At 70.2% G+C, this 26,964-nt stretch carries 19 protein-coding genes and 2 riboswitches; of the genes, 9 read left to right on the top strand and 10 right to left on the bottom strand.

Annotation, left to right across the window (positions count from 1 at the left end):
* Window positions 1–13: 13 nt before the first annotated feature.
* Window positions 14–928, top strand: a complete 915-nt coding sequence (locus tag AB0B86_RS26430; protein ID WP_357420040.1) for a MerR family transcriptional regulator — start codon at window positions 14–16, stop codon at window positions 926–928.
* Here the strand turns inward: AB0B86_RS26430 and AB0B86_RS26425 are convergent.
* Together AB0B86_RS26425 and AB0B86_RS26420 are read right to left on the bottom strand one after the other, a co-directional pair.
* On the bottom strand, window positions 925–1,920 hold the full coding sequence (locus AB0B86_RS26425) for a ribonucleotide-diphosphate reductase subunit beta (protein WP_357411475.1): 996 nt from the start codon (window positions 1,918–1,920) through the stop codon (window positions 925–927). The two genes, AB0B86_RS26430 and AB0B86_RS26425, sit on opposite strands and share 4 nt — an antisense overlap.
* A gap of 53 nt (window positions 1,921–1,973) precedes the next feature.
* A complete protein-coding gene (locus tag AB0B86_RS26420; protein WP_357411478.1) occupies window positions 1,974–4,292 on the bottom strand; it encodes a ribonucleoside-diphosphate reductase subunit alpha in 2,319 nt (772 codons plus the stop codon).
* Between the two features lie 194 nt (window positions 4,293–4,486).
* Window positions 4,487–4,703: riboswitch (cobalamin riboswitch) on the bottom strand.
* A 565-nt stretch (window positions 4,704–5,268) separates the two neighbouring features.
* On the opposite strand from AB0B86_RS26420, the gene AB0B86_RS26415 reads away from it, so the two are divergent.
* Both AB0B86_RS26415 and AB0B86_RS26410 read left to right on the top strand, forming a co-directional pair.
* Window positions 5,269–6,663, top strand: coding sequence for an enolase C-terminal domain-like protein (locus tag AB0B86_RS26415; RefSeq protein WP_357420039.1), 1,395 nt, complete (start codon window positions 5,269–5,271; stop codon window positions 6,661–6,663).
* Between the two features lie 9 nt (window positions 6,664–6,672).
* A complete protein-coding gene (locus AB0B86_RS26410; RefSeq protein WP_357411448.1) occupies window positions 6,673–7,395 on the top strand; it encodes a FadR/GntR family transcriptional regulator in 723 nt (240 codons plus the stop codon).
* Between the two features lie 101 nt (window positions 7,396–7,496).
* Here AB0B86_RS26410 and AB0B86_RS26405 read toward each other — a convergent pair whose 3' ends face one another.
* From AB0B86_RS26405 to AB0B86_RS26390, 4 genes are all read right to left on the bottom strand, one after another.
* Window positions 7,497–8,315 (bottom strand): ATP-binding cassette domain-containing protein, encoded by an 819-nt coding sequence (locus AB0B86_RS26405; RefSeq protein ID WP_357411450.1) that lies wholly within the window; start codon window positions 8,313–8,315, stop codon window positions 7,497–7,499.
* Complete coding sequence (locus AB0B86_RS26400; protein WP_357420038.1) at window positions 8,315–9,367, bottom strand: ABC transporter substrate-binding protein; 1,053 nt, start codon at window positions 9,365–9,367, stop codon at window positions 8,315–8,317. The genes AB0B86_RS26405 and AB0B86_RS26400 overlap by 1 nt, the downstream gene beginning before the upstream one ends.
* 40 nt (window positions 9,368–9,407) lie before the next feature.
* Window positions 9,408–10,415: an ABC transporter permease gene (locus AB0B86_RS26395; RefSeq protein WP_357411454.1), complete on the bottom strand. Its 1,008-nt coding sequence runs from the start codon at window positions 10,413–10,415 to the stop codon at window positions 9,408–9,410.
* A gap of 319 nt (window positions 10,416–10,734) precedes the next feature.
* On the bottom strand, window positions 10,735–11,613 hold the full coding sequence (locus tag AB0B86_RS26390; protein ID WP_357420037.1) for an amidohydrolase family protein: 879 nt from the start codon (window positions 11,611–11,613) through the stop codon (window positions 10,735–10,737).
* A 291-nt stretch (window positions 11,614–11,904) separates the two neighbouring features.
* Window positions 11,905–11,979, top strand: a riboswitch (cobalamin riboswitch).
* Between the two features lie 59 nt (window positions 11,980–12,038).
* Between AB0B86_RS26390 and AB0B86_RS26385 the strand changes: the two genes are divergently transcribed.
* Genes AB0B86_RS26385 through AB0B86_RS26375 form a run of 3 tightly spaced genes read left to right on the top strand, consistent with a single transcriptional unit; the run spans window position 12,039 to window position 13,596 of the window.
* Window positions 12,039–12,242, top strand: a complete 204-nt coding sequence (locus AB0B86_RS26385) for a CbtB domain-containing protein (protein ID WP_357420036.1) — start codon at window positions 12,039–12,041, stop codon at window positions 12,240–12,242.
* A complete protein-coding gene (locus tag AB0B86_RS26380; RefSeq protein WP_357420035.1) occupies window positions 12,233–13,003 on the top strand; it encodes a CbtA family protein in 771 nt (256 codons plus the stop codon). Before AB0B86_RS26385 ends, AB0B86_RS26380 begins: the two co-directional genes overlap by 10 nt.
* Window positions 13,000–13,596 (top strand): histidine phosphatase family protein, encoded by a 597-nt coding sequence (locus AB0B86_RS26375; RefSeq protein WP_357420034.1) that lies wholly within the window; start codon window positions 13,000–13,002, stop codon window positions 13,594–13,596. Before AB0B86_RS26380 ends, AB0B86_RS26375 begins: the two co-directional genes overlap by 4 nt.
* Before the next feature lie 68 nt (window positions 13,597–13,664).
* Here the strand turns inward: AB0B86_RS26375 and AB0B86_RS26370 are convergent, their stop codons facing one another.
* Complete coding sequence (locus AB0B86_RS26370) at window positions 13,665–15,167, bottom strand: MFS transporter (protein WP_357420033.1); 1,503 nt, start codon at window positions 15,165–15,167, stop codon at window positions 13,665–13,667.
* Window positions 15,168–15,334: 167 nt separating this feature from the next.
* Between AB0B86_RS26370 and AB0B86_RS26365 the strand changes: the two genes are divergently transcribed.
* Window positions 15,335–15,967, top strand: a complete 633-nt coding sequence (locus tag AB0B86_RS26365) for a TetR family transcriptional regulator (protein WP_357420032.1) — start codon at window positions 15,335–15,337, stop codon at window positions 15,965–15,967.
* 71 nt (window positions 15,968–16,038) lie between these two features.
* Here the strand turns inward: AB0B86_RS26365 and AB0B86_RS26360 are convergent, their stop codons facing one another.
* From AB0B86_RS26360 to AB0B86_RS26350, 3 genes are all read right to left on the bottom strand, one after another.
* Window positions 16,039–16,698, bottom strand: a complete 660-nt coding sequence (locus AB0B86_RS26360) for a phosphotransferase (protein ID WP_357420031.1) — start codon at window positions 16,696–16,698, stop codon at window positions 16,039–16,041.
* An 89-nt stretch (window positions 16,699–16,787) separates the two neighbouring features.
* The gene (locus tag AB0B86_RS26355) at window positions 16,788–22,403 is read right to left on the bottom strand and encodes a GH92 family glycosyl hydrolase (RefSeq protein WP_357411471.1); all 5,616 of its coding nucleotides are present in this window, start codon (window positions 22,401–22,403) and stop codon (window positions 16,788–16,790) included.
* Window positions 22,404–22,691: 288 nt separating this feature from the next.
* On the bottom strand, window positions 22,692–23,771 hold the full coding sequence (locus AB0B86_RS26350; RefSeq protein ID WP_357412608.1) for a glycoside hydrolase family 19 protein: 1,080 nt from the start codon (window positions 23,769–23,771) through the stop codon (window positions 22,692–22,694).
* A gap of 444 nt (window positions 23,772–24,215) precedes the next feature.
* Between AB0B86_RS26350 and AB0B86_RS26345 the strand changes: the two genes are divergently transcribed.
* Together AB0B86_RS26345 and AB0B86_RS26340 are read left to right on the top strand one after the other, a co-directional pair.
* Window positions 24,216–25,262: a polysaccharide deacetylase family protein gene (locus AB0B86_RS26345; protein ID WP_357412610.1), complete on the top strand. Its 1,047-nt coding sequence runs from the start codon at window positions 24,216–24,218 to the stop codon at window positions 25,260–25,262.
* Between the two features lie 130 nt (window positions 25,263–25,392).
* Window positions 25,393–26,811 carry a PQQ-binding-like beta-propeller repeat protein gene (locus tag AB0B86_RS26340; protein ID WP_357412612.1) on the top strand — a complete coding sequence of 473 codons (1,419 nt, stop codon included), beginning with the start codon at window positions 25,393–25,395 and terminating at the stop codon, window positions 26,809–26,811.
* Window positions 26,812–26,964 lie beyond the last annotated feature (153 nt).

The following is a 26,964-nucleotide window of genomic DNA, read 5'->3' as shown; positions in this document are numbered from 1 at the left end:
TTAGGGTCGCGGGATGCGGGTGGGTGAGCTGGCACGACGGACCGGGACCACGGTCCGGGCACTGCGGTACTACGAGTCGGCCGGGTTGGTGGTGCCCCGACGGTTGGGTAACGGCTATCGCGAGTACGACCCGATCGCGGTGCGGTTGGTGGCGCAGATCCGCGAGTTGATGGCGCTCGGCCTCACCGTCGAGGAGACCCGCCCGTTCGTCGAGTCGATCGCCGGTGGTGCGGACGACACCGACGTGTGCGCGGCGGCGGTGGCCACGTACCGCAGCACCATCACCAACCTGCAGGAACGGATCGGCCGGCTGACCGCCCAACGGGACGCGCTCGACGCGCGCCTCGACGCCGCCGCGACCCAGGTCGTCCCCGGCGGCGCGCCGGTCGGCATCGACCCGGCCGCCCTGGTCGGGATCAGCCTGCCGGACCTGTCCTTCTACGGCACCGACGGCCGCCCGGTCGATCTCGGCGCGCTCGGCCCCGGGCGCAGCGTCATCTTCGTCTACCCCCTGACCGGGCGGCCGGGGGTCGACCTGCCCAACGGCCTACTGGAGGTCCACGGTGCCCGGGGCAGCACCGAGCAGGCCGCCTGGTTCCGCGACCACCACGCGGAACTCCGCGCGGCCGGCGCGGCCCGGGTGTACGGCCTGTCCGCGCAGTCGACCGGCTACCAGCGGGAACTCGTACACCGGCTGCGGCTGCCCTACCCGCTGATCCCGGACCCGCGGCTGACCCTGGCCAGCGCGCTGGGCCTGCCGACCCGCACCGCGGGGGACATGACGCTCTACGAGCGGTTGACCCTGATCATCGCCGACGGCGAGGTGGAGCACGTCTTCCACCCGATCCCGGACCCGGCGTCGCACCCCCTGCACGTGATGCGGTGGCTCACCAAGCGACGCCAGGACCCGGGATCGGTAGCCGCCTAGAAGTCGTCGTCGAAGGCGACGGTGCCGGCCACCCCGACCTGGTACGCCGACACCCGGCGCTCGAAGAAGTTGGACAGCTCCTGCACGTCCTGCAACTCCATGAACGCGAACGGGTTGCTCGACCCGTAGTGCGGGGCGATACCGAGCTGGGCCAGGCGGCGGTCGGCGACGTGCTGGAGGTACTCCCGCATGTCGGCAAGCGTCAGACCGGGCACCCCCTGGCCCACCAGGTCCTCGGCGAACTGCACCTCACACTCGACGGCCTCGGCGAGCATCTGCCGCACCTGGTCGGCGAGATCGTCGTCGAACAGGTCCGGTTCCTCGGCGCGGACGGTGTCGACGACGTCGAACGCGAACGCCATGTGCATCGACTCGTCGCGGAACACCCAGTTGGTGCCGGAGGCCAGGCCGTGCAGCAGGCCACGGGAGCGCAGGAAGTAGACGTAGGCGAACGCGCCGTAGAAGAACAGCCCCTCGATGCAGGCGGCGAAGCAGATCAGGTTGAGCAGGAACGTGCGCCGGTCCTCCCTGGTCCGCAGCTGCCGCAGGTCGTTGAGCGAGTCGATCCAGCGGAAACAGAACTCGGCCTTGCGACGGATCGAGGGAATGTTCTCGATGGCGGCGAAGGCCTCGAAGCGCTCGGTCTCGTCCGGCACGTACGTGTCGAGCAGGTTCAGGTAGAACTGGACGTGCACGGCCTCCTCGAACAGTTGCCGGGACAGGTAGAGGCGACCCTCGGGGCTGTTGACGTGCTGGTAGAGGTTGAGCACCAGGTTGTTGGCGACGATGGTGTCGCCGGTGGCGAAGAACGCCACCAGGCGGCTGACCAGGTGCCGCTCGGCCGGCGACAGCCGGTCCAGGTCGGCGAGGTCGGCGTGCAGGTCGACCTCCTCGACCGTCCAGGTGTTGCGGATGGCGTCGCGGAACCTGTCGAAGAAGTGCGGGTAGCGCATCGGGCGGAGGGTGAGGTCCATCCCGGGGTCGAGCAGCATGTGCGTGGTCCTCGTGTCGGAGACGGCGGTGTCGGTGGTGGGGTCGGCGACTGTCACTGGCAGGCCTCGCACGACTCGGGGTTCTCCAGCGAGCAGGCAAGCGCATCCGCGTCGGCCGCCACCGGGGCGACGAGCGCGACGGTGGCCTGCTGGATCCGGGTGGCCGGGCGCGAGCGCAGGTAGTAGGTGGACTTCAGCCCGGCCTTCCAGGCGTACAGGTACATCGAGGAGAGCTTGCCGATGGTCGGCGCGGCCAGGAACAGGTTCAGCGACTGGGACTGGTCGATGAACGGGGCGCGGGCGGCGGCCAGGTCGATCAGGGCACGCTGCGGCAGCTCCCAGGCCGTGCGGAACAGCTCCCGGACGGCGGCCGGCAGCTCGGCGATGTCCTGCACCGAGCCCTCGGCCCGCTTGATCGCCGACCGCACCCGGTCGGTCCACAGACCGCGGGCCTTCAGCTCGCGGACCAGGGCGGTGTTGACCTGGAGGAACTCCCCCGACAGCGTCTCGCGCTTGAACAGGTTCGACACCTGCGGCTCGATGCATTCGTAGCACCCGGCGATCGAGGCGATGGTCGCGGTCGGGGCGACGGCCACCAGCAGCGAGTTACGCAGGCCGTGCGCCGCGACCCGCTCGCGCAGCGCGTCCCACCGTGCGGTCTGCGTACCCTCGACACCCCACAGGTCCGGTTGCAGGTCGCCCCGCGCGGCCCGGGTCTGCCCGTACGCCGGGTGCGCGCCGAACTGCCGTGCCAGGTCGGCGGAGGTCTCCAGCGCCGTCAGGTACAACTCCTCGCTGATCCGGGTGGACAACTCCCGCGCGGCCGGCGAGTCGAACGGCAGCCGCAGCGCGAAGAAGACGTCCTGCAGGCCCATCAGCCCGAGCCCGACCGGCCGCCAGCGGGGGTTGCTTGCCGCCGCCTGCGCGGTTGGGTAGTAGTTGATGTCGATGACCCGGTCGAGGAAGGTGACGGCGGTCCGCACCGTGGCGCGCAGCCGCTCCCAGTCGATGCCGTCGTCGGTGAGGTGGGCGGCGAGGTTCACCGAGCCGAGGTTGCACACTGCCGTCTCGGCGTCACTGGACACCTCGATGATCTCCGTGCAGAGGTTGGACAGGTGCACCACGTTGCCGTCCTCGGCGGTCTGGTTGCACAGCCGGTTCGCGGCGTCCTTGAAGGTCATCCACCCGTTGCCGGTCTGGGCGAGGGTGCGCATCATCTTCCCGTACAGCTCCCGTGCCGGGACCTGCCGCACGTAACGGCCCGCCGCCTCGGCCTCCCGGTACGCGGCGTCGAACCGCTCCCCCCACAGGTCGGGCAGTTCGGGCACCTCGTGCGGGTCGAACAGCGACCACAGCTCGTCGGCCTCGACCCGGCGCATGAACTCGTCCGGGATCCAGTTGGCCAGGTTGAGGTTGTGGGTGCGCCGGGCGTCCTCGCCGGTGTTGTCCCGCAGCTGCAGGAACTCCTCGATGTCCGGGTGCCACGGCTCCAGGTAGACGCAGGCCGCGCCCTTGCGCCGGCCACCCTGGTTGACGGCGGCGACGCTCGCGTCAAGCGTGCGCAGCCACGGCACGATCCCGTTGGACTGCCCGTTGGTGCCGCGGATCAGCGCGCCCCGGGACCGGACCCGGGAGTACGCGATCCCGATGCCGCCGGCGAACTTGGACAGGTTGGCGACCTGGGCGTACCGCGCGTAGATCGAGTCCAGCTCGTCGCGCGGCGAGTCGACCAGGTAACAGGAGGACATCTGGGTGTGCCGGGTGCCGGAGTTGAACAGGGTCGGCGAGCTGGGCAGGTACGCCAGGCTGGAGATGAGCCGGTAGAAGCCGATCGCCTCGTCCGGCGTCCGGGACAGGCCGCAGGCCACCCGCAGCAGCCAGTACTGCGGGGTCTCCAGCACCAGCCGGCTGGTGGGGTGCCGCAGCAGGTACCTGTCGTACACGGTGCGCAGGCCGAAGTACTCGAACCGTCGGTCGCCGTCCGGATCGACGGCGGCGTCGAGGATCGGGGCGTGTGCGGCGACGAACGCGGCGGTGTCGTCGCCGATCAGGCCCTCGGCGTGGCCGACCCGGATCGCCGCGCTGAACGAGGCGATGCCCTGCCGACGTACCTCCTTGTCGACGTAGGCGGACAGCAGCCGGGCGGCGAGGCGGGAGTACTGCGGTTCCGCACCGATCATCTCGGCTGCGGTCTGGATGGAGAGCCGGTCCAGCTCGGCAGTCGTCGCGCCGTCGTACAGGCCGCTGATCGTGCGGGTGGCGACGCGCATCGGGTCGACGTCGGCCAGGTCGTCGGCCCACCGCTCGACCGCCCGGACGATCTTGTTCACGTCCACGGATTCGGTGCCGCCGTCGCGCTTGCGGACCTGCATGGTCGTGCGCCGCACTGCCGCGTCGCCGCCTGCCGGGGCTACCTCGGTGACTGTCACCACTCACTCCTCGCGAGTTCGAGACCTGATGGCCCTCGAACGCGTGGAGACGGACACCGGCGGACGCCACGCCGGCGCGGCGTGGGTCAGGTGGCGTCAGCCGTCCCACGCGGCCTCGGACCGCCGCCCACCCGGGTGCGGGTACGCGGCGCGCTGGCAGGTCTTCGGACTCGTGGGCACTACCGGGTTGGCCGGTCTCCTACTGACCGTCGCTTCCCAGGCCACTTCGTGGCCCAGTGCTCATGACGGCTGTCGTTCCCACTCACCGCTGCGGGACAGTCCCGGATTCGCACCGGGTTCCCTCTTGCCTCGACCGCTCGGGAGAGCGGCCGAACCAGCTGCGCTCGACACCATATATAGGGACGCTGCCGTTGTCACACCCCACATGTCGGTCCCGGGCGTGTCGATGGCGATGCCCGTGATGGTCGTCACCGGCACCGAGGCGCCGGGTCGGCCCGGCTCGACGCGGGGCCGGCGAACGCCGCGCGGCAGGCGACACCGGAGCAGATGCCGACATGCGGAAAGGTGTGATGTATTAGGTCTTTGAATGTAAGGAACCCTACCCATACCCGGTCGTCAATGTGAGTTTCCAGAGTGGACATCCAATCTTCTGGGTTACTTGGCGCGACCCGCTCCAACACCCCATCGGACCGGGAGTGCCTCAGCAGGCCGCGAGTGGAGCAGCAGCCGCGGCGTGGTGCGCGCGCCCACCAGCGCGACGAATACCGCCAGCAGCGCCCTGAGGGCTGGCGGACCAGGCAGGGCGGCCAAGACGACGACGACACATCGATGAATCCGTAGCACGAAAAACATTAGATGTCTTCGATTCCTGGGTGATCGACGTCGTTGACGCGTCGGTTTGACCCTCCGTATACTCCCAGAGATCATCAGATCTTTAGCCTAGCCGGGCGAGGAGCGCATGCCGCAGATCACCGCCGTCACCGTCGAGGACGTCCGCTTCCCCACCTCCCTGACCGCTGACGGCTCCGACGCCATGAACAAGGACGGCGACTACTCGGCGGCCTATGTCGTCCTGCACACCGACGGCGTCGACAGCACCGGTGCGCCACTCGCGGGCCACGGCCTGACCTTCACCATCGGCCGGGGCAACGACATCGTCGTCGCGGCGGCCGTCCACCAGGCACAGCGCCTCGTCGGCGTGGACGTCGCCACGATGGCGGCCGACATGGGAGCGGTCTACCGCCTGCTCACCTCCGACTCCCAACTGCGCTGGCTCGGCCCGGAAAAGGGCGTCGTGCACCTGTCGCTGGCCGCCGTGCTGAACGCGTCGTGGGACCTGGTCGCCCGGCTCGCCGCCAAGCCACTGTGGCGGCTGCTCGTCGACATGTCCCCCGAGCAGCTCGTCGACATCGCGGACCTGCGCTATCTGTCCGACGCGCTGACCCGGGACGAGGCGCTTGCCATCCTGCGCGCCAAGGAGAGCACAAAGGCGGCCCGGCTCGCCGAGCTGAACCGGACCGGCTACCCCGCCTACACCACCTCGGCGGGCTGGCTCGGCTACGGCGACGACAAGCTGCGCCGGCTGTGCCAGGAGGCGGTGGACACCGGCTACGGCTACGTCAAGCTGAAGGTGGGCGCCAACCTCGACGACGACATCCGCCGGTGCGGCATCGCCCGGGAGATCCTCGGTCCGGACCGCCACCTGATGATCGACGCCAACCAGGTGTGGGACGTCGGTCAGGCGATCGAGTGGGTCAAGGCCCTCGCGCAGTTCGAACCACTGTGGATCGAGGAGCCCACCAGCCCTGACGACATCCTCGGGCACGCCGCCGTCCGCCGCGCCGTCGCTCCGATCGGAGTCGCCACCGGCGAACACTGCCACAACCGGGTGATGTTCAAGCAGTTGTTCCAGGCCGAGGCCATCGACTTCTGCCAGCTTGACACCGGCAGGTTGGCCAGCATCAACGAGATCGTCGCCGTGCTGCTGCTCGCCGCGAAGTTCGAGATCCCGGTGTGCCCCCACGCCGGCGGCGTCGGGCTGTGCGAGATGGTCCAGCACGTGTCGGTGCTCGACTATGTCGCGATCTCGGGAGATCTCACCGACCGGGTCACCGAGTTCGTCGACCACCTGCACGAGCACTTCACCGACCCGTGCATCATCGAGGACACCGGCTCGGGCAGCGGTTACGTCCTGCCCCGCGCGCCCGGCTACTCCACCCGGATGCGCCCCGAGTCGGTCGAGCTCTACCGATTTCCCGACGGCCACTACTGGGCGGCGACAGACCCGACTACGGTGTCACCTTCGGAGCCGTATGTGATCGCGGGTGGGACGGCCACCCCCGCCGGCCGCTAGGGGGTTGTCATGTCGCGCACCGACGAGGTGGTGAACGGCATCAAGCGGATGATCCTCGAAGGGCACTTCAAGCCCGGGGATCGACTGCCCATCGAGAAGGACCTCGCCGAGTCGCTCGGCGTCTCACGCGGCTCGCTACGCGAGGGGATGTCGGCGCTGTCGATCCTCGGCATCGTCAACATCCGGCAGGGTGACGGCACCTATGTCACAAACCTCGACGCGCCGCAGCTGCTGGCCCCGATGGGCTTCGTCGTCGACTTCCAGGGCCAGGGCGACCCGCGGCACGTCCACATCGTCCGGCGGCTGCTGGAGTGCGAGGCCGCCCGCCTGGCGGCGACCAGGATCACCGACGAGGCCCTCGCCCAGGCGGCGGATCTCCTCGACGAGGCCGGTCTGATCGCCGGTCAGTCGCCGCAGGAGCACGAACGGATCATGGAGATCGACATCGCGTTCCACCGGATCATCGCGGTGCACGCGGACAATCCGGTGCTCGTGGGTCTGATCGAGGCGTTCGCCGGGCGCACCCTGCGCGGGCGGCTCTGGCGCAGCCTGCACGAGGAGGGCGCGGACCGGCGTACCCACGACGAGCACGTCGCGATCCTGAAGGCCCTGCAGGCCCGGGACCCGGAGCGCGCCCGGATCCGGATGGCCAACCACCTGATCGGGGTCGAGGAAGCGCTGCACGGACAGCCCGACGACGGTGACGCCACCATCGAGCCGGCGCGGTTCTGAGCGCCCACCCCGGCGTACGACGACCCGCTTCGCACCCGCGCACGGCCCGACGGCCCGGGGCGCGCCCGATCCTGTGATCGCGCGCGCCCCGGTCGACGAATTCAGCGTTCGTCCCGCTCTCCGCTGGTGCTGCCGGTCATCGCGGCGACCAGGTCGTCGGTGGTGACCTCGTCCGCGCGCAGCCGGGCCGCCCGACGGCCGAGGCGCAGCACCTCGACCCGGTCGGCGATCTCGAGCACCTGCGGCATGTTGTGGCTCACCAACACCACTGACATGCCGGCGTCGCGGGCCCGCCGGACAACGTCGAGCACCCGCCCGGTCTGAACGACACCGAGCGCCGCGGTCGGCTCGTCGAGGATGACCACGTTCGTCGCCCAGATGATCGCGCGGGCCACCGCGACGCACTGTCGCTGCCCACCGGACAGCATCGCGATCGGGGTGGTGACCCGGGGGATCCGCACACCCAGTTCGTCGAGGGCCGCGGCGGCACCCTGCCGCATGGCGCGCTTGTCGAGCAGTCCCAGCCGGCCGAGCGGCCCGGAGCGCAGGATCTCCCGACCGAGGTACAGGTTGGCGGCCACGCTGAGATCGTCAGCGACGGCGAGATCCTGGTAGACGGTCTCCACCCCCGCACGCCGGGCGTCGACCGGCGTGGAGAACTGGACGGGACGACCGTCCACCCGGATCTCACCCTCGTCCGGCGCGTGCACGCCGGACAGCGTCTTGATCAGTGTGCTCTTGCCGGCGCCGTTGTCGCCGATCAGCGCGACGACCTCACCTCGGTGGACCGTGAAGTCGGCGCCGCGCAACGCCTCGACGTGCCCGAAGCGCTTGACGATGCCACGGGCTTCGAGGACGGGCGGTTCCTCGCCGGTCGGTCGTTTGTCGCTGTCGGCGGTAGCCGTCGGGGTCGCGCCCATCACTGCACCGGAGGGTTGGCGCAACTCGGCTCGAGCACCGCCTTGATCTCCGCGGAGTCGATGTTCTTCTTGGTGACGAACGTGACGCCGGTGTCGGCCGACGCCAGCGGCGCCTTGTCCCGCAGGTGCTTGACCATCTTGTCGACGCCGAAGTAGCCCATCTTGAACGGGTTCTGTACGACGAGCGCGGAGATCTGCCCGCTGCGCACCCCGGCGATCTCGTCCGGGGCGGCGTCCCACCCGATGATGACCACCTTGCCGGACTTCCCGGCCGCCTGGATGGCCTGCGCCGCGCCGAGCACGCTCGGCTCGTTGGCCGCGAAGACACCCTTCAGGTTGGGGTTGGCGGTGAGGATGTTCTCGGTGACCCGTCGGGCCTCGTTGACGTCGCTCTTGCTCGGCTGTTGGCCGACCAGCTTCAGGTTGGGATACTGGGCGAGGCCGGCCTTGAAGCCGTCGACCCGCTCGGTGTTGGTCTGCGATCCGGGCTGGAACTCGACAAGCGCCACCTCGTGGTTGCCGGGGCCGAGTTCGGTGGCGAGCAACTTCGCCGCCTCGGTGGCCGACGCCTTGTTGTCGGTGGCGAAGAGCGGTACGCTCGACGGCTGCGGGCTGGTGCCCGAGTCGATCATCGCGACCGGGATCTTCGCGGCGAGCGCCTGGTCGGTCGCGGGGGCGAGGGCGCTGGAGTCGGTCGCCGCGTACACGATGCCGTCGACCTTCTTGGTGACGAAGTTCTGGATCAGGTTGACCTGGCCCTCGACATCGGTCTCGGTGGTCACCCCGTCCCACTGGACGGTGACGTCGCCCGCGCGCTGGGCGGCGCACTCCGCGCCCGCCTTCACGGTGTTCCAGTAGTCGGCACCGACGGCCTTCGGCACGACGGCGAGCTTCAACGGGCCGCTCGCCTCCTTCGTCGCGCCGCCGTCGCCGTCGCGGACCTCGACCCCGCCGCAGGCGCTGAGCAGCGCGGTCGCCGCGGCCGCAGCCAGAACGGCCCGTACACCCAGGATCGACCGTCGGGTCCGCCGGCTGGTGGTGGTGTGCGCCATGGTGTGTGTCCTTCCTCGTTCGGAGTCTCGGAATGGCATGTCAACCCCGTGATTCCAGCCGCCGGCGGCGGTACTGGTCGAAGTAGACGGCGGCCCAGATGATCAGGCCGACGATCACCTGCTGGTAGTGGATGCTGATGTCGAGCAGGACAGCGCCGTTGCGCACCAGGGCGATGAGGAACGCGCCGATGATGGTGCCGACGATCCGGCCCTGACCGCCGAAGAGACTGGCGCCGCCGATGACCGCGGCAGCGATGACGTCGAGTTCCAGGGAGATGCCGTAGTTCGGCTGGCCGGAGTTGACCCGGGAGGCGGCGATCATGCCGCCCAGCCCGACCAGTACGCCCGCCAGCACGTACACCCCGGTCAGGTGGCGCCCCACCCGGATGCCCGAGCGGCGGGCCGCCTCCAGGTTGGAGCCCATCGCGTAGGTGTACTGGCCGAAGCGGGTCTGGGAGAGCAGGAAGGCGACCCCGACCGCGACCAGGACGGTGATCACCACGGCGAACGGAATGCCGAGGATCTCCCCGTTGCCGAGCAGCTGGAAGGATCGGGGCAGGCCGTAGACGCCGACCGCGCCGGTGATGATGAAGACGAGACCACGGCCCACGGACATCGTGCCCAGTGTCGCGATGAACGGCGGGATCCGGGCCACTGTCACCAGCAACCCGTTCAGCAGACCGGCCAGCGCGCCGACGCCGATCGCGACCACGGTCGCCGCCCAGAGGGAGAAACCGAGGTCGCGGACGACCATCGCGCCCGCGACACCGGCGAGCGCGGCGACCGACCCCACTGACAGGTCGATGCCCTTGGTGATGATGACCATCGTCTGCGCCGTGGCGATGATGGCGATCACCGCGGTCTGCGCTCCGATGTTGAAGAGGTTGTCCGTTGTCAGGAAGTAGGGACTGGCGAAGGTCAACGCGACGAACAGGACGACGAGCGCGGTCGCGGCGGTCAACTCGGAGACGGCGTGGGAGATCCGTTCGCGGAACCAGTCGCTGAGTTCGCCGCGCTGCGTGCCGGCGGTTGCCTCGACTGTACTCATCGTCGGATCTGACCTCCCCAAGCGTGGTGCCGGCGCGGAACGGGGGAATCCCCGGCGAGCCGGCAACCTCTGAGCCACCGCACCTCTTCGGCGGGGTGTGCGGGCTCGTGCCCGCACACCCGTCGAGATAGGTCGGATGTTTCCCACGATCAGGCGTTACCTTGCCACGCATTGACTCATGTTGCCAAGGTCTTACGGGGATGTTGTCGTCGTTACCCGGCAGGACCGTGGCATACGTCTGATCAAACTGGCACAACCTGCGGCCGATCGGTAGACCCGACCCGAGGTGCGGTAGGTCAGGCGGCCGGCCGTCGCGGTGTCACGCCGGGTCCAGCCGGTACGCCCGGCGGGCCGTGCGCCGCCAGATCGCCGCCCGCTCGTCCTCGCCCAGCGGGTCCAGCAGCTCGGTGAGGGCCTCGACCCAGCGCGCGTACGAGGAGGCGAGCAGGCACACCGGCCAGTCCGAGCCGAACATCAGCCGGTCCGGACCGAACGCGTCGAGGGCGTGCTCGACGGCGGGCCGAAGGTCCGCGGTCGTCCACGACGGCCCGTCCACCTCGGTCACCAGGCCGGAGAGCTTCGCCGTCGTGTTGGGCTCGACGGCGAGCGCCCGCAGGTCGCGCGGCCAGGCGCCGAGGCCGCCGGAGCCAAGCGCGGGCTTGCCCAGGTGGTCCAACACGAACCGCATCTCGGGCAGGTCGCGGACGAGCCGCGTGGCGGCGGGCAACTGGTGGTCGCGTACCAGCAGGTCGAAGGCGAGGCCCGCGGCGCCCACCGCGGCGATGCCGCGCCGGATGTCCGGGCGGTCGAGGTACGCCGGGTCCGGCTCGGACTGGACGAGGTCGCGGATGCCCACCAGCCGCTCCCCGCCGCGCGCAGCCCGGAGTCGGTCGAGGCGGTCAGCGACGTTGTCGGCGGCGAGGTCGACCCAGCCGACGACCCCGGCGATCAGGGGGTCGTCGGCAGCGATGCCCAGCAGCTCGGGCGTCTCCGTCCGGACCGGAACGGACTGCACCACGACGGTCTGGGTGACCCCGGCGGCCCGGGCCGCCGGGGCGAGATCGAGCGGGGTGAAGTCGTTGTCGATCGCCGCCATGGTGTGCGGATCGATCCAGGGCTGCGGGTGCCGTGCCCGGACCCAGAGATGATGGTGCGCGTCAACGACGCCCTGGCCCGGCGCAGCCTCGGTGGTCGTCATCGGACATGTCCTGGCGTGCTCACGTACACTTCCCACCCCGCCCAGTCATTGGTCAGACGTCCGGGTCGACTCGGTACCGTCGGTACCGCCCGGCAGTTTGACCATGTTAGCGGTAACAGAATGCCCTTGGGGTCGTCGACGACACGCCGCAGCACAACCAAGCATCATATCTTTAGAATTCAGACTTGTCGATACTAGCGCTGACCGTGGGCTGCGGCCCGGTCCGAGCGGCCGGGTTGACCGCCCGCGGCGGCCCCGCTACCGTCGACCCACTATCTGCGGCGACGCGAGGGAAGCCGGTGTGAATCCGGCGCGGTCGCGCCACTGTGAGCGGTCCCGGTCTGACCGGGCCGCGAGCCAGGACGCTCGGTCGTCCGCAGCCTTTGCGATGGGGACGCGTCATCCCCGGGAAGGTTCGTGCTGCCATGTCTGCTTCCACGTCCAGCCAGCCGTTGGTGCATCCTGCTGGCAACGCCCGTCTGCTGTGGACCGTCCTGGCCACAGTTGTGCTGCTCGGCGTGCTGACGTACCTCGTCGCCTTCGATCAGGGTGCGGTCTCGCGAAGCGGGATGTACCTGCACGAGCTGATGCACGACGGTCGGCACCTGCTCGGTGTCCCGTGCCACTGAGGTCCGCCACCGCTCCCCCGTTCGTCACCGTCCTCGTCCGTGGGCTCCTCGCCGGCCTACTCGCCGGCCTGCTCGCCGGGGCGTTCGCCTACGTCGCCGGTGAACCGCACGTCGAGGCGGCCATCTCGATCGAGGAGGCGGCGACGCACGCCGAGCCCTCGGCCGGCGGGCACGATCACGACGACGCCCTGGTCGGTCGGACCGGTCAGCGCGGTGGCCTGTTCCTGGCCACCAGCCTGTTCGGCGCCGCGATGGGTGGCCTGCTGGCCACGGCGTACGTCCTGCTGTCGCGGCGGAGGCGCAGCTACGACGACGGCCGCTGGGCCCTGCTGCTGGCCGGCGCGGCGCTGCTCGGCGCGGTGATCGTGCCGTTCCTGAAGTATCCGGCGAACCCACCAGCCGTCGGCGACCCGGCGACCATCAACCAGCGCACCGTCACCTACCTGCTGATGGTGCTGCTCGGTCTGGTGGCGGTGTGGGCCGGCACCCTCGGTTACCGGGCGGTCGGGGCCACGGCGCCGCTGTGGCAGCGCGCGGCCGCTGCCGCCGGCGGGTTCCTGCTGGTCACCGTGGTGTCCTATGTGGTGATGCCGTCGTTCCAGGAGGTCCCGGCGGACTTCCCGGCGGCCCTGCTGTGGGACTTCCGGCTGGCCTCGCTCGGCACGCAGGTGGTTCTCTGGACCGGCATCGGCCTGCTGTTCGCGGCCCTGATGCACAGCGACCTGCGCCGCCGGAGCGCCACCGCGCTGCCGAGCAGGTGACGGTCACCAGCCTGCGGCTGGTCGCCCACGGTCACACCGTCGCCCTGCGTCGGGCCCGCTTCGGCGGACCCGACGACGGTCTGGACGCGGGTGGCCTGGGTGCCGTTCGTGCCCAGGCCGACGGAGATCCAAGCCGGCGTGGGCACCTCGGCGTGCACGACACCTGCCTGTCCAGCCCGGCGGCCGCGGCCCGGCAGACCGCCGAAACCTTCGGCCTCGTGCCGACAATCGAGACGGCGTTGGCGGATTGCGACTACGGCGAATGGTCCGGACGGTCGCTTGAGGAGGTCGCCGGCACGCACCCACAGGCACTGCGGGAATGGCTTGCCGCGCCGGACTCAGCGCCGCACGGTGGTGAATCCGTGACGGCCGTGCGGGATCGGGTCGGGGGCTGGCTGGACGAGCAGCGCGGCGCGGGTCGACGCATCATCGCGGTCGCCCACCCGCTGGTGATCCGGGTCGCGGTCGTGCACGCCCTCGGTCTGCCGATGGCGACGTACCGGCATCTTGACGTGGAACCGTTGGCGGTCGTCCGGCTCACCAGTCCGGGCACGCGCTGGCAGTTGCGACTGGGCGCGCAGCTGCCAGCTTGAGGTCACGCCGAACGGCGCGGGCCGCGCCCACCAGGAGTGGACACGGCCCGTGCGGGTCAGCCGACCGCTCAGTGGTGCCGGTGGGAAAGGTGCAGTTCGACTGGCTCGGGCGGAAGGTCGTCGACGCCGACGGCGACGGCCTGTTCGTGGCGGCGACGCGCCGAGGGCAGGGCGAGTGCCGCGAAGACGGCCAGGACCGCGACGCCCCCGCACACCCAGTAGCCGGCGGTGAACGCCGTGTCGGTGGGCAGGCCCTGAGGGGTGCTGTTCGATGTGATGACGGCCGCCACGACCGCCGCGCCGATGCTGCTGCCGATGGTCCGCGCGATGGTGTTGACGCCGCTCGCCTCGCCGGTCTGTCCGGCCGGGACGCTCTCGATGATGGCGTTGGACATCGCCGCGAACGCCAGGCCGATGCCGGCGCCGGTGAGCACCCCGGAGAGCAGAACCTGCCAGGTGGCGCCGTGCGCGAGCGCCGGCAGCACGAACGCGACGACGACCGCGACAGTGCCGAGGAACATCGGAACCTTGGGACCGTAGCGTCGGTCCAGCAGACCCGCGAGGGGACCGAAAACCACCATCATCAGGACGGTGGGCAGCAGGAACAGCCCCGCCTGGGACACCGTCTTGCCGAACCCGTACCCGGTGACCGCGGGGAGTTGAAGCAGGGTCGGTACGAGCACGAACGTTCCGAACATCGCGAAGCCGAGGATGAGGGCGACGAGGTCGGTGGCCCAGACACCGCGAATCCGCATCAGGCGCATGTCGATGAGCGGCTCGCGTACCCGAAGCTCGACCCGAACGAACACGATCATCGCGACCACACCGAGCACGAACAGGCCGATGGTCTTCGGCTCGGTCCAGCCCCAGCCCTGCCCCTTGCTCACGGCCAGCAGCAGCGAGACCAGCGACACGGAGAGGATGGCCGCGCCGAGCATGTCGAGCCGCCCGGGCGTGCGAACCCGCGATTCGGGCATCCCGAAGATGGCGCCGAGCAACGCGACGACGACGAGGACCAGCGGCAGCCAGAACAACCAGTGCCACGACAGGTGCTCCACGATCGGGCCCGCGGCCACGATGCCGACACCGGCGCCGACCCCGAAGATTGCCGACAGCAGGCCGACGGTGACGCCGACCTTCTCCCGAGGCAGTTGGTCACGGACGATGCCGATCGACAGCGGCAGGATCGCCCCGGCGGCCCCCTGCAGCGCCCGCGCGACGATCAGCACTGTCAGGTTGGGCGCCAGGGCGGCGAGCAGGGTGCCCGCGGCGAGGGCCACGAGGACGCCGATCAGGACCCGACGCTTGCCGACCATGTCACCGAGACGCCCGAGAATGGGCGTCAGCACCGAGGCAGCCAACAGGTACGCCGTGAGCACCCAGCTGATGTCACCTGTGGAGACGCCCAGGTCTCTTCCGATTGTCGACAGCGCGGGCGCCACCAGCGACTGGAGCACCGCGAACGCCAGGCCGCCCAGCGACAGGTACAGCACCAGGAGGGTGCTGTTGGCGCGCGGGGCCGCGCTGGGCGCGGAGCCGAGGTGGGCCGGCTCCTCGATGGTGTGGGTCATGTGATCCTCGAACTAGATGTAAACGTTTGCTGACTTGGCCAGTATGCTCCGTCGGCAGCTCATGTCAACAGTCGCTTACGTCACCTCATGGCCGTGCGGGAAGCTTGCGGCGACACATAAGTCAACGTATGTTTACTTACGCCTCTACTTAACAGAAAGGACGTGTCGTGACAGCGAAACCGCCGGTCCCCCCGAACAGCGACACCGCCGGCGAGCCGGCCCAGCGTCGCCGTCGGGACGCGGCCGGAACACGACAGCTCCTGCTCGACGCCGCCCGCCAGCGCTTCGCGCGGGACGGCTACGCGGCCACGACAGTCCGGGACATCGCCGACGACGCGGGCGTCAACGTGGCGCTCATCAGCCGCTACTACACGTCGAAGGAAGGGCTGTTCGAGGCGTGCCTGCGGGCTGCAGGCGACGAGCTGCGCCGGACGACCGTCCAGACGCCGGCCGACCGGGTGCCGGAGGCCATCGCCCGGCACATCGCCGACCCCGGCGCGGCGGGCCTGTCGAGCCAGCTCTCACTGCTGCTGCGGTCGTCCGGGGACGCGGCGGCGGACGAGATCCGGCGCGCTGTCCTGGTCCGTTCCAGCGAACAACTGGCGGCGGCTCGCGGGTGGCGTCCCGGCGAGCCGGGCAGTGAACAGCTCCTGCTCCGCGCCCAGATGGCTCTCGCCGCCGGCATCGGGGTCGCGGTGCTGCGGTCGTCGATCCGGCTGGACCCGCTGAGTTCCGCCACCGAAGAGGACCTGGTCGGCCCGCTGCGCGACCTGGTCGACGCGCTGCTGCCACCTCACTGACCGCGACCTGTCGCTCGGCCCCCGCGGGCCGGAAGGGCCGCGCAGCGTCACGACAGTCCGTGGCAGCGGGATCAGCCGGCGCGAGTGCGGACCAGTGCGGCGGCGTCGGCGAGGGCGGCCTTCTCGGCGACCGAAAGCGCGGGGTCGGCCCGACGCAGGTCCACCGCCCGCCGCAGTTGGCTGGCTCGGGGCGGCTCCGCCCGCTGCTGGAAGGCGTCGAGCCCGTTTCGGGCGATGTCGGCAAGCGGTGCGCCCGGGCCGACCGCCACCTCGGCGAGGATCAGGGCGGTCACCGCCACGTCCAGGTCGGCAGGCCCCTCGGCCGCGTTGCGCCAATCGATCACCATCGGCCCGCGCGAGGTCACCATGACGTTCTGCGGGTGCAGGTCGAGGTGCAGGACGCGGTCCGTCGGAGCGGTGCCGAACCGGGCTGGCAGGGCGTGCAGGCGGTCATGCAGCTCGACGAGCAGGTCGGCCGCCGCGTCGACGTCGGTCCGCTCGGCGAGCATCGAGGCCAGGAGCGTCTCCCCGTCGAGTCGTTCCAACACCAGGTCCGGGCCGTCGGCGACGTACACCCTCGGCACCGGATAGCCCCCGGCGGCGACGTACGCCATCAACGCCGCCTCCGGCGCGGTGTCGCCGCCGTGACGGTAGCGGCGCAGCACCCTCGACTCGTCGAGCACGAAGACATCGGCGTCGCGCCCGGACGCGAGCAGCAGGTATTCCGCCATCGCAGCCGACGGTACGGCACTGCGGCGGTCAGTTCCGCCCCGCGTCGGGCGGGCCGTGTGCACGGCCCGCCCGACGCGTCGACTCCGTTCTAGCCGGTGACGGTGAACGGTCGGGACACCTTCGTGGCCGACGTCTCGCCGGTCAGCGTGACGCTCGTCGCGCCAGGCTTCGCCGCTCCCGGAACGCTCACCGTCGCGCCCGAGATGACACCGTCACCGTTCGCGCGCACTGTGGTGACCGCGACGCCGTTGCCGAGGGCGATCGTGACCACCTCGTTCGGCACGAACCCGGAACCGTCGACCGTGATCGACGTGCCGCGCGGCCCCGACCTGGTCGTCAGCGCCACCCGCGGCTGGTAGGTCGGCGCCTCGGCCGGCCCGCTCACCTGGACGGTGGCCGTGGCCGGGGTACGCGAGGACGCGCCCGTCGCGGTGACCGCGTACCGGCCGGGTTGTGCGTCGTCGGCTGTCGGGACCGAGGCGCGGACCGTTCCCGTCGCGGAGGCCGCGACCTTCATGGTCCGGTCCGGGTCGGTGCCGACGCGGACGGTCACCTGCTCACCGGCGGCGAATCCGCTGCCGTCGACGGTGATCGCGCCACCGATGGTGACGGTGCCGGACGCGGACAGCGCGATCGCCGGCTGCGATCCGCCGCGGGCTACTGTCACGGTGAAGGAACGGGTGCTGCTCGACAGCGTGTCCCACGCGGTGACGTGCACCGGGTAGGTGCCCTCCCGCGTGTAGGTGTGCTTGCCGCTCATCGCACCGGACGCGTCGATGGTGACGTCGTCCGGAGTCGTGCCGTCACCCCACTGGACGCGGGCCCGGTAACCGGTCGGACCGGGAGCGCCGGCGGTCACCGCGCCGAGGTCCGCCGCGAGGGCCTGCCCGGCGTTCGCCGTCTGGTCCTTCGGGACGACGGTGGTCAGGGCGGGGGCCGGCGTGCCGTCGTTGGCCACGGCGAACACGTGGATCCGCCCCGCCGAGCGCGGATCGCCGGTCTGCGCCGGCAGGGTCACCGACACCAGCTTCTTGCCGGCCGGGATCTGGTACGGCGCGGTGGCGAACAGGAACGGCTGGGCGCCGTCCCGGCTCGTGCCCTGCAACCGGTACGCCGTCCTCGCGACGATGATGTTGTCGTAGGACGGGGTGCCGTTGGCGTTGCCGCCCAGCGTCCAGTCGCTCAACTGGATCGGGACGCTGGCCGTGCTGCCGTCGCTGAACGTCGCAGTGCCGGTGGTGCTCTGGTTGCCCTGCGTCCCGGCGCCCACGAACGAGATGCTCGTCGCGTCGTCCGGCAGGTCGAGCACCACCGTCGCACCGTTACCTGTGGCGTTGTCCGGCTGTCCGGCCGGAATCGTCGGCAGGGTGAACCGCAACGCGGTTCCAGGGACCTGTTGCCGCTCGCCCTGGGTCGCGCCGCCCGCCGCCAGGGCGGCCCGCGAGTACGCCCACGACTTCGCGTCGCAGTCCGCCGCCAGGACCCCCTCGTCGCCGACACAGACGCTGTCGAACGCGGCGGTGAGGCCGGAGGCCGGGACGTACCCCACGTCGACGCCGACCGTCGCGGAGTTCTGGCTCTCGCCGTCGGTGACAGTGACGGTGGCCTGGTGGTAGCCCGGGGTGGCGTAGGTATGCGACCCACCGATGCGGTAGACGGCCCGCGAGTTCAGCGTCACGGTGCCCGCGGTGGCCGGCGTGCCGTCACCCCAGTCGACAGTGGCCTGGTAGTCGCCGGTGGCGCCGCCCGTGACGGTGGCCAGCGGCCCCGAGACCGGTACGCCGGACGTCGCGTGCACGCCGTCGGCGGCGGTCACCGCGATGTCGCCGCCCGCGAGGTCCAGATCGCCCCCGGCGAGCAGCTCGATCTCGGCGAGGTTGGTCTGCGGGGCGCCGATGGTCCTCGTCACGGCGAGCCGGAAATGGGCGAACCGGCCCGGCTTGTCGATCGGGTAGGGCCGGGTCTGGTTACGCCACGGGAACACCTGGTCCCTGCGAGTGTCCACTGTGGTCCAGGTGAGGCCGTCGTTGGAACCCTGCAGCCGCCAGTCCGCCGGATCGCCCGCACTCGCCCCGGACGTGACGGTGTAGAAGGTCGGCTTCTGCCTGCCCTGACGGAACGCCCAGTTGATCTGCGGGGTCGCCGAGGTGAAGGTGGTCTGCGTGGTCGACGAGTCGTCGAACAGCTTCGTCACATCCTGACCGCCGGTGGCGGTCGCGGTGCCGAGACCGGGGCCGGTGGTGTCCTGCAACGGCTTCGGCGTCTTGTCACCCTTGGTCAGCGACGGCGGCGCATCGTTCTTGCCGCTGCCCCAGGAGGACGGGTTGGGGCCCATCTGGAAGTCGATGGTGCCGCCCTTGGCGAGCGCCGCCACGTCCACTGACAGACCGCGCTGCTTCTTGCCGTTGACCTTCACGTCCTGCACGTAGACGTTGCGGTTGCTGTTGTCCGGCGCGTTGACGACGATGTCGCCACTGGGCCGACGCACTGTCATCCTGGTGAACTGCGGCGAGCCGATGGCCCACTGGGACGACCCGGCCTGCAGGGGGTAGATGCCCAGCGAGCTGAGGATGTACCACGACGACATCTCGCCGTTGTCCTCGTCTCCGAGGTAGCCCTGGCCGATCTCGCTGCCGACGTAGAGGCGGCGCAGGATCTCCCGCACCGTCGCCTGGGTCTTGGCCGGCGCACCGGCGACGTTGTACATGTACGGGATGTGGTGCGACGGCTGGTTGCTCATGCCGAGCTGACCCATCCGTACCGCGCGGGCCTCCAGCATCTCGTGGATGATGCTGCCGTACCCGCCGGGGCGGTCGGCGTTCTCCGGGGTGGAGAAGAAGGTGTCGAGCTTGTCCCGCAGCGCCTTCTGACCGCCGTACAGGTTGGCGAGGCCCTGACCGTCCTGCTGCGCGGTGAACGCGAAGTTCCACCCGTTGGTCTCGGTGTAGACACCACCCCAGTCCAGCGGGTCACCGGACAGGAAGTTGCCGGCGGCGTCGCGACCCTGGAAGAGCTTCGTCTTCGGGTCGAACAGGTGGACGTAGTTCTGGGCCCGCTCCAGGAAGTACCGCGACTCCTCGGTGAGCCGGGCCCGCTCCGACTTCGGCGTGGCCGGGTCCTTGGCGAGGGCCGCACCCATGTTGCCGATGCCGTAGTCGTTGATGTAACCCTCCAGCGCCCACGACACCGACTCCCCGGTGGAGGTCGGCGTGTAGCCGAGGAACAGGGAGGTTTCGATGCCCTTGCGTCCGACCGCGCCGCGCCCGGACGCGACTGTCGCGTCCTTGACCGCCGCGTTGTACGCCGCGAGCGGGTCGGGCAGCTTGACCCCGGTGAGGTACGCCTGGGCCAGGGCCACGTTCGCGCTGGTGCCGGTCATCAGGTCGGCGTAGCCGGGGGACGACCACCGGGCGATCCAACCGCCGTCGCGGTAGTGCTGGACGAACCCGTCGGAGATCTTGGCGGCGATGTCCGGGTACAGCAGCGCGTAGGCGGGCCACACGGTGCGGTAGGTGTCCCAGAAGCCGTTGTTGACGTAGATCTGCCCGTCGACGATCTTCGCGCCGGTCCGGGTGGCCGTCGACGCGCCGGCCGCCGCCGAGACCGGGCTCGCGTACTGCCAGCGAGGCGCGGCGGCGGTGCCGGTGTTCTCCGACTGCGAGTTCGGGTAGAGGTTCAACCGGTACAGGTTCGAGTACATGGTGACAAGCTGCGCCTCGGTGGCGCCCCGCACCTCGACCCGGCCGAGCCGGTCCTTCCACGCGGCCGTCGCGGCGGCGTGGACCTGGTCGAAGCTCTTACCGGTGACCTCCAGGTCGAGGTTCCGACGCGCCTGGTCGAGGGAGAGGAACGACGTCGCGACGCGCAGCGTCACCTCCCGGCTGGTGGAGACGTCGAAGGTGGCGGAGGTCGCGGCGGAGGCGGTCGGTGCCCGGTCGAAGGCACCGGAGACGAACATGCGGCTCCGACCGGCCGACAGAGGGCTGCCGTTGTCGACCCAGCCGGTGAAGGTGCCGTCCGCGCCGATGGTGAACGTGCCGTTGTGGAAGACGAGGCTTCCGGTCGCCTTCCCGGCCGGGAAGGTGAACCGCATGATCCCGGCGTGGTCGGTGGGCGACATCTCCGCGATCAGGCCGTTCTGCAGCGTGACCCGGTAGAGGTCCGGCTGTGCCGTCTCGTCGTCGTGGCGGAAGGCGAGCGCACGGCTGGCGGGCTCACCGGTGAGCGGCCCGTCGCCGGCGACCGGCATTACCGACATCTGGTTGCGGTCACCCATCCACGGGCTGGGCTCGTGGGAGATCGCGAGCCCCTGCAGCATGGGCAGGTTTGCCTCGTTGTTGATCCGGTGGTACTGGTACGCCCACGTGTCGGAGGTCGCGTCGGTCACCGGGGTGAAGAAGTTGAAACCGTTCGGCACGGCGGCGATCGGCAGGTTGTTGCCGCGCGAGAAGCCGGACGTCGAGTTGGTGCCGCGCCGGGTGTCGACATAGTTGGTGAGCGTCGAGCCGTCGATCGACTGTGGCACGGCGGTCAGCTCGATGTCGTCGAGCCAGCCCTGGAACCGGGTCTCCCCGGTGGCCTGCGGGTTGTCGTACGCGAGCAGGATGCGGTCGATCGTCTTGCCGCGCGCGACGGTGCCGAGGTCGGCCTGCACCAGGTTCCACTGGTCGGCGTAGAGCACCTTGGAGGCGCCCTGACCGGCGGCGGTCAACGGGTAGCCGTGCTGGTCGACGGGTGAGCGCCCGCTCAGGTAGCTGCCGTCGGTGAAGCGCAGGTCGACGGCGGCGTAGGTGGACGGGTACCGGGCGTCCCCACCGGTGAACTCCGGGAAGAGCTTGTACGACAGCCGGGTCTTCGGCCCGACCGGGATGGTGACGTCGAACAGCTTGTTCGTCGCGTACGACCGGCCGTTGCCTTCGGCCCCGCCCGCGTAGCGCAGCGCGGCCAGTCCGGTGAACCCGGCGTCCGGCTTGGTGGTGTAGCCGCCGTTCGGGCCGGCGGTGGCCTCGCTGACCATGGCGGTGGCCGGCGGGCGGACGTCCGAGCCGTCGCTGATGTTCCAGTCGGCGAGCTGCACGAGCGAGTCGCCGGAGTTCGCTGTGACGTTCAACCGGTAGTAGCCGTAGGCGCTCGGGTTGGTGAAGCTGTACGTGTTGGTGGCGAAGCGGCCGCTGAACGTCACCCCGGCGCGCTTGTCCAGGTCGGTCCAGGTCCGGCCGTCGTTCGACCCCTGCACGACGAAGTCCCTGGGGTCCCGGGCCGGTGCGTCGTTGGCGGCGGTCAGCGAGTACCGCACCACCGTGGCGGGCTTGGCGAGCTGGTAGGTCACCCAGCCGCTCGACTCGAACACGAGCCACTTTGTCGACGGGTCGTCGTCGGTGAGGTTCGCGGCGATCTCGTTCGGCAGGTTCTCCGCGCTCGCGGTCACGGCGCCGACCTGGCCGAGCAGGCTGCCCGGCAGGGTGGTGACCTTGCCGCTCAGGTTCGCCTGGACCGGCTTGCCGTTCGCGCCGACCTCGACGGTGCTGGCGGCGGGTTGCGGGTCGGCGGACTCGAACGAGGAGGAGAAATCGCCAGGGGTTGCCGGCGCGGCGGCGGCGTTGGCCAGGGGCGCGGCGACGAGCAGACCCAGGGGTAGCAGTGCGGCTGTGGTCGCGGCGAGCAGGCGGGAGGACGGGTGACGCGCATGGGGGGTATGCGACATGAGGGACGGTGCCTTTCGACTCGAACCAGTCGAGTACGTCGAAGGTCTGGGCAGAGTGGACGAGGTCAGGCCCTATGACATCGTTGTCATACGAGGTCGTTGACGACGATGGCCGGGGCGGTGGACTGCCGCTGATAGTTCCGGGCGGACCACAGCCCTGTCAACGGGTGATCACCGCGAGACCACCACCCGGACCCTGACCCCACCGCGGAGTCGGACCCGCACTCCGCACCACTGTCACCGCCTCCGGGCCTCGGCGCCGCGCGGCGCCGAGGCCCGGATCGCGGGTCAGCAGGACAGGTTGGCCCCGGCGGGCACGCCGAGAATGCCGACGAACTGCTGGTATCTGGTGACCCGGCTCTGCACCTGGGCCGGGTTGCCCCCGTTGCACTCGATCGAGCCGTTGATGCTGCGGATCGTCTGGCCGAACCCGGCTCCGGTGACCATCGCGTCGTGCGCGGTCATGGTGCCCGGTCCGTTCTGGGTCATCCAGTACCAGATACCGGTCTTCCAGGCCACCGCGGCGTCGGTCTGGACCAGCCACGGGTTGGTCAACAGCGGCAACTGGAGGGCGATCCCGGCGGCGTTGTAGTTGAAGTTCCAACTGAGCTGGATCGGCCCCCGCCCGTAGTAGGCGGCCTGCCCGGCGGGACAGCCGTAGGGCTGGCCGGGATCGCAGTAGTGCGGGTAGTTCGCCGTGTTCTGCTCGACGATGTGCACCAGGCCACCCGTCTCGTGGTAGACGTTCGCCAGGAACGCCGCGGCCTCCTGGCGTTGGACGGTGGCGTTGCCGGACCTGGCGAACGCCGGGTAGGCGCTGAGGGCGGCGACGAGCCCGGAGTACGTGTAGAAGGAGTTGCGACCCGGGAACATCTGGTTGAACTGCGCTTCGGTCACCACGAAGCCACCGGGGTTGGTGGGCGGCTGGCTGGTGGGTGGTTGGCCACCACAGGTGTACGGCTCCCAGTACCAGGTGCTGACGACCGGGTCGTACCCGGGATTGTCGTGCTCGGCCACGTAGTAGCGGCCATCGGTGTACCGCACGATCGCCCCGGTGGTGTACCAGGTCCCGGCGGCCCAGTTCGGGTAGGTGCAGCTTCCCGTGCTGGGTGGCGTGCTGCCTCCCCCACACGCGCCGAGGTCCTCCCAGACCCCTGTCGTACCCGGCGGCGCCTCGTTCTGGGTCCACCACTTCGCCCGGTAGTTGCGGCCGTTGTGCGAGACCTGCGCGTCTCCCCAGTAGACGGCCGAGGCCTGCCACGCTGCTGAGCAGGCCGCCGCCGACGCAGCGGTCGACGGGATGACCGCGACCAGTCCACCGGCGACGATCAGTGCCGCCAGTGCGACAAGCGCACGCAGTCGGACCATGTGATCACTCTCCATTCCTGGGACGCCCGGGGCCGAAGACCCGAGACAACCATCGATGGCAGTGACTGTAACACTTTCTGTTCACAAACTTTACTATTGCGGCGCCGGCAGGCCGCCTCTCGACGGGCCGCCGGTCGCCGATAGTTCCGACGCCTTTCCGGATGACGTCGCCATCATCCTCGGCAGCAGCGTCGATCAACTGCCCGCCGCGCCGATCGGCCGACCCGATGGGCTCGACATAGGACGACCAACGTCTGACTGGATAGTTTCGGATAGTTCCGGAAGTTGTTGACGCTCCGGAAATCCCGCTGCAATACTCCGATCCATCGAGGTCAATGCGGTTGACGTCGCGGCGTTCGGTTCGGCCTCCCACTCCTTCATACCTGCCCGGACCTGTGCTGCCCGCACCCTGGCGCACTCCGGGCCTCCGCAAAGGGGCACCAGATGACCAGGATCTCCCCCAGCACAGCCCTGCGATCGAGGCGGTTGCGCGCGGCGTTGGCCGCCCTCAGCACCGCCGCCGCCATGTGCGGCGTCGTTCTCGCCGCCACCTCGACCCCGTCGAGCGCCGCCGTCTGCAACGGCTACGTCGGCCTCACCTTCGACGACGGCCCGACCGGCAGCACCAGCACGCTGCTCAACGTGCTGCGCAACAACGGCGTACGGGCCACGATGTTCAACATCGGGCAGAACGTCCAGAACAACCGGTCCGCGGCGCAGGCGCAGGTGTCCGCCGGCATGTGGGTCGGCAACCACAGCTGGAACCACTCCCACATGACCTCGATGAGCCAGTCCCAGATGCAGTCCGACCTGTCCCAGACCAGCTCGGCGATCCAGTCGGCCACCGGCGTCCGACCGCAGTTGTTCCGGCCCCCGTACGGGGAGACCAACGGCACCCTCCAGTCGGTGGCCTCGTCACTCGGCATGCGCCAGGTGATTTGGGACGTGGACTCCCAGGACTGGAACGGCGCGAGCGTCAGCCAGATCGTGTCCAACGCCAGCCGCCTGCAGGCCGGTCAGGTCATCCTCATGCACGACGGCATCCAGAACACCCGCGACGCGATCCCCCAGATCATGGCCAACCTGACCAGCCGCAACCTCTGCCCCGGCATGATCTCACCGTCCACCGGCCGTGCCGTCGCCCCCGACGGCACGACCCCGCCGCCCAGCACCGGCACCCCGCCGCCGAGCACCGGAACCCCCTCCCCCGGCACCGGCAGCTGCACCGCGACGGCGACGACCACAAACGTCTGGGGCGACCGGTACAACACGTCGGTGACGGTCAGCGGCGCCAACACGTGGACCGTGGTGGTGGCCATCACCTCGCCGCAGCGCATCTCCACCATCTGGAACGGCAACGCCACGTGGGACAGCAGCGGCACCGTCATGACCATGCGGTCGAACGGCAGCGGCAACACCTTCGGCTTCACCACCATGACAAACGGCAACAGCAGCGCCCGTCCACAGATCCGCTCCTGCACCGCAAGCTGACCGATTCGGTGTCGGCGGACGCCCGGGGCTCTCCGGGCGTCCGCCGATTGTGTCGGTGGCGGTCGTTAGCGTGTGGGCACTGTCGCCGCGCCGGCCCGCTCAGGCCGGTCGCTGACCCCCGGAGGCCCTCATGTCCCAGGAGACGACCTACCTCGAACTGTCCGAAGTGGACGGTGCGCACAAGTTCTACGAGGTCATCGTCGACAACGCCACGCTGACCGTGCGCTACGGCCGGATCGGCGACCAGGGGCAGGTCAAGGCGAGCGCCTATCCGGACAACGCCCGGGCCCGGGCCGCCGCGGCGAAGAAGATCGGGGAGAAGGTCCGCAAGGGCTACGCGCCGGCGGTCCCCGGCGTCCGCCAGAAGCGCACCGTGTCGCGGCGGCAGATCGTCAGCACCCGCTCCACCGCCCACACCGCGCCGGTGCTCTGGCGCTACGACTCCGGGGCACCCGCCTTCGGCATCTTCGTGGACGGGCAGCACTGCATGGTCGGCAACGAACACGGCGTCATCACCACCCTCGACCACGACGCCCGGGTGCGCAGCCAGGTCCGCCTCCCCGACGGGGTGAAGTGCATCGTCGCCGACGACGCCTGGGTCTACGCCGGCTGCGACGACGGCAACGTCTACGACCTGTCCGGCAAGGTGCCCCGGGTGGCGTACACGATCGCCCCGGAGATCGACATCTACTGGCTGGACATCCACGACGGCGTCCTGGGCGTCTCCGACGCCGACGGCGGGATCACCGCCGTCGACCACGAGGACGAGTTCCTGTGGCGCAGGCCCGGGCGGGGACGGTCGGCGTGGATGGTGCGGTGCGACGACGACGCCATCTACCACGGTCACTCGCGGGGCGTGACCGGCTACGAGTGGCGTACCGGCCAGGAACTGTGGCACACCAGCACCGGTTCGGTGCTCTTCGGCTGGCAGGAGCGGGGCAGCGTGTTCGCCGGCACCAACACCCGCGAGGTGGTGCGGCTGTCCAAGGCCGGTCGACTCGACGGCACCTACCGGTGCGACGCCCCGGTGTTCTCCTGCGCCACGGCCGAGGACGGCCGGTACGTCTTCGCCGGTGACAGCCAGTCCTCGATCTACTGCTTCGACGCGGCCGGGACCCGGCTGTGGAAGCTCGGCACCGGCTGCGGCTCGGCGTATTCGATGCAGTACCACGACGACCGGCTCTACGTCGTCACCACCGGCGGCCACCTGGCCTGCGTCGACGCGAGCGAGCCGGCGATCCGGGCCGCCCAGGCCGGGGACGTGCCGCAGGTACGCGACGTCAAGGCTCCCCGCCAGGCGCCACTGCCGGTGCAGCCGACAATCGTCGAGGTGACAAGCGACTCGGCTGCGGGCGTGGTGGTGCAGTGCCTTGACGACCGGGGCCGCCTGCGGGTCCAGGTGCTGTCCGACGGCTATCGACACGACTGGTCCGTGCAGTTCCCCAAGGGGATTCGCGAGCCGGGCGCCCGCTATCTGGTGACCGAGGTGCGCGAGTCCAGCCGGGGTGGGTTCTACCGGGCGTTCGGCGACATCCGCCGCCTGCGCTGACCGGCGATCGCCACGGCTCCGGCGGCGTGTGCCGACCACCGATCGCCGCGCCTCCGGCCGCCTGCGCTGACCGGCGATCCGCCACGGCTCCGGCCGCCGGGCCGGGCGTCGACGGGACGCCACCCGGGTTCGCCGGTGTCGTAGGGTGCCGGC

This window comes from Micromonospora sp. NPDC049047 (assembly GCF_040649135.1).
Lineage (GTDB): Bacteria > Actinomycetota > Actinomycetes > Mycobacteriales > Micromonosporaceae > Micromonospora.
This window is presented reverse-complemented; position numbering and strand designations above follow the sequence as displayed.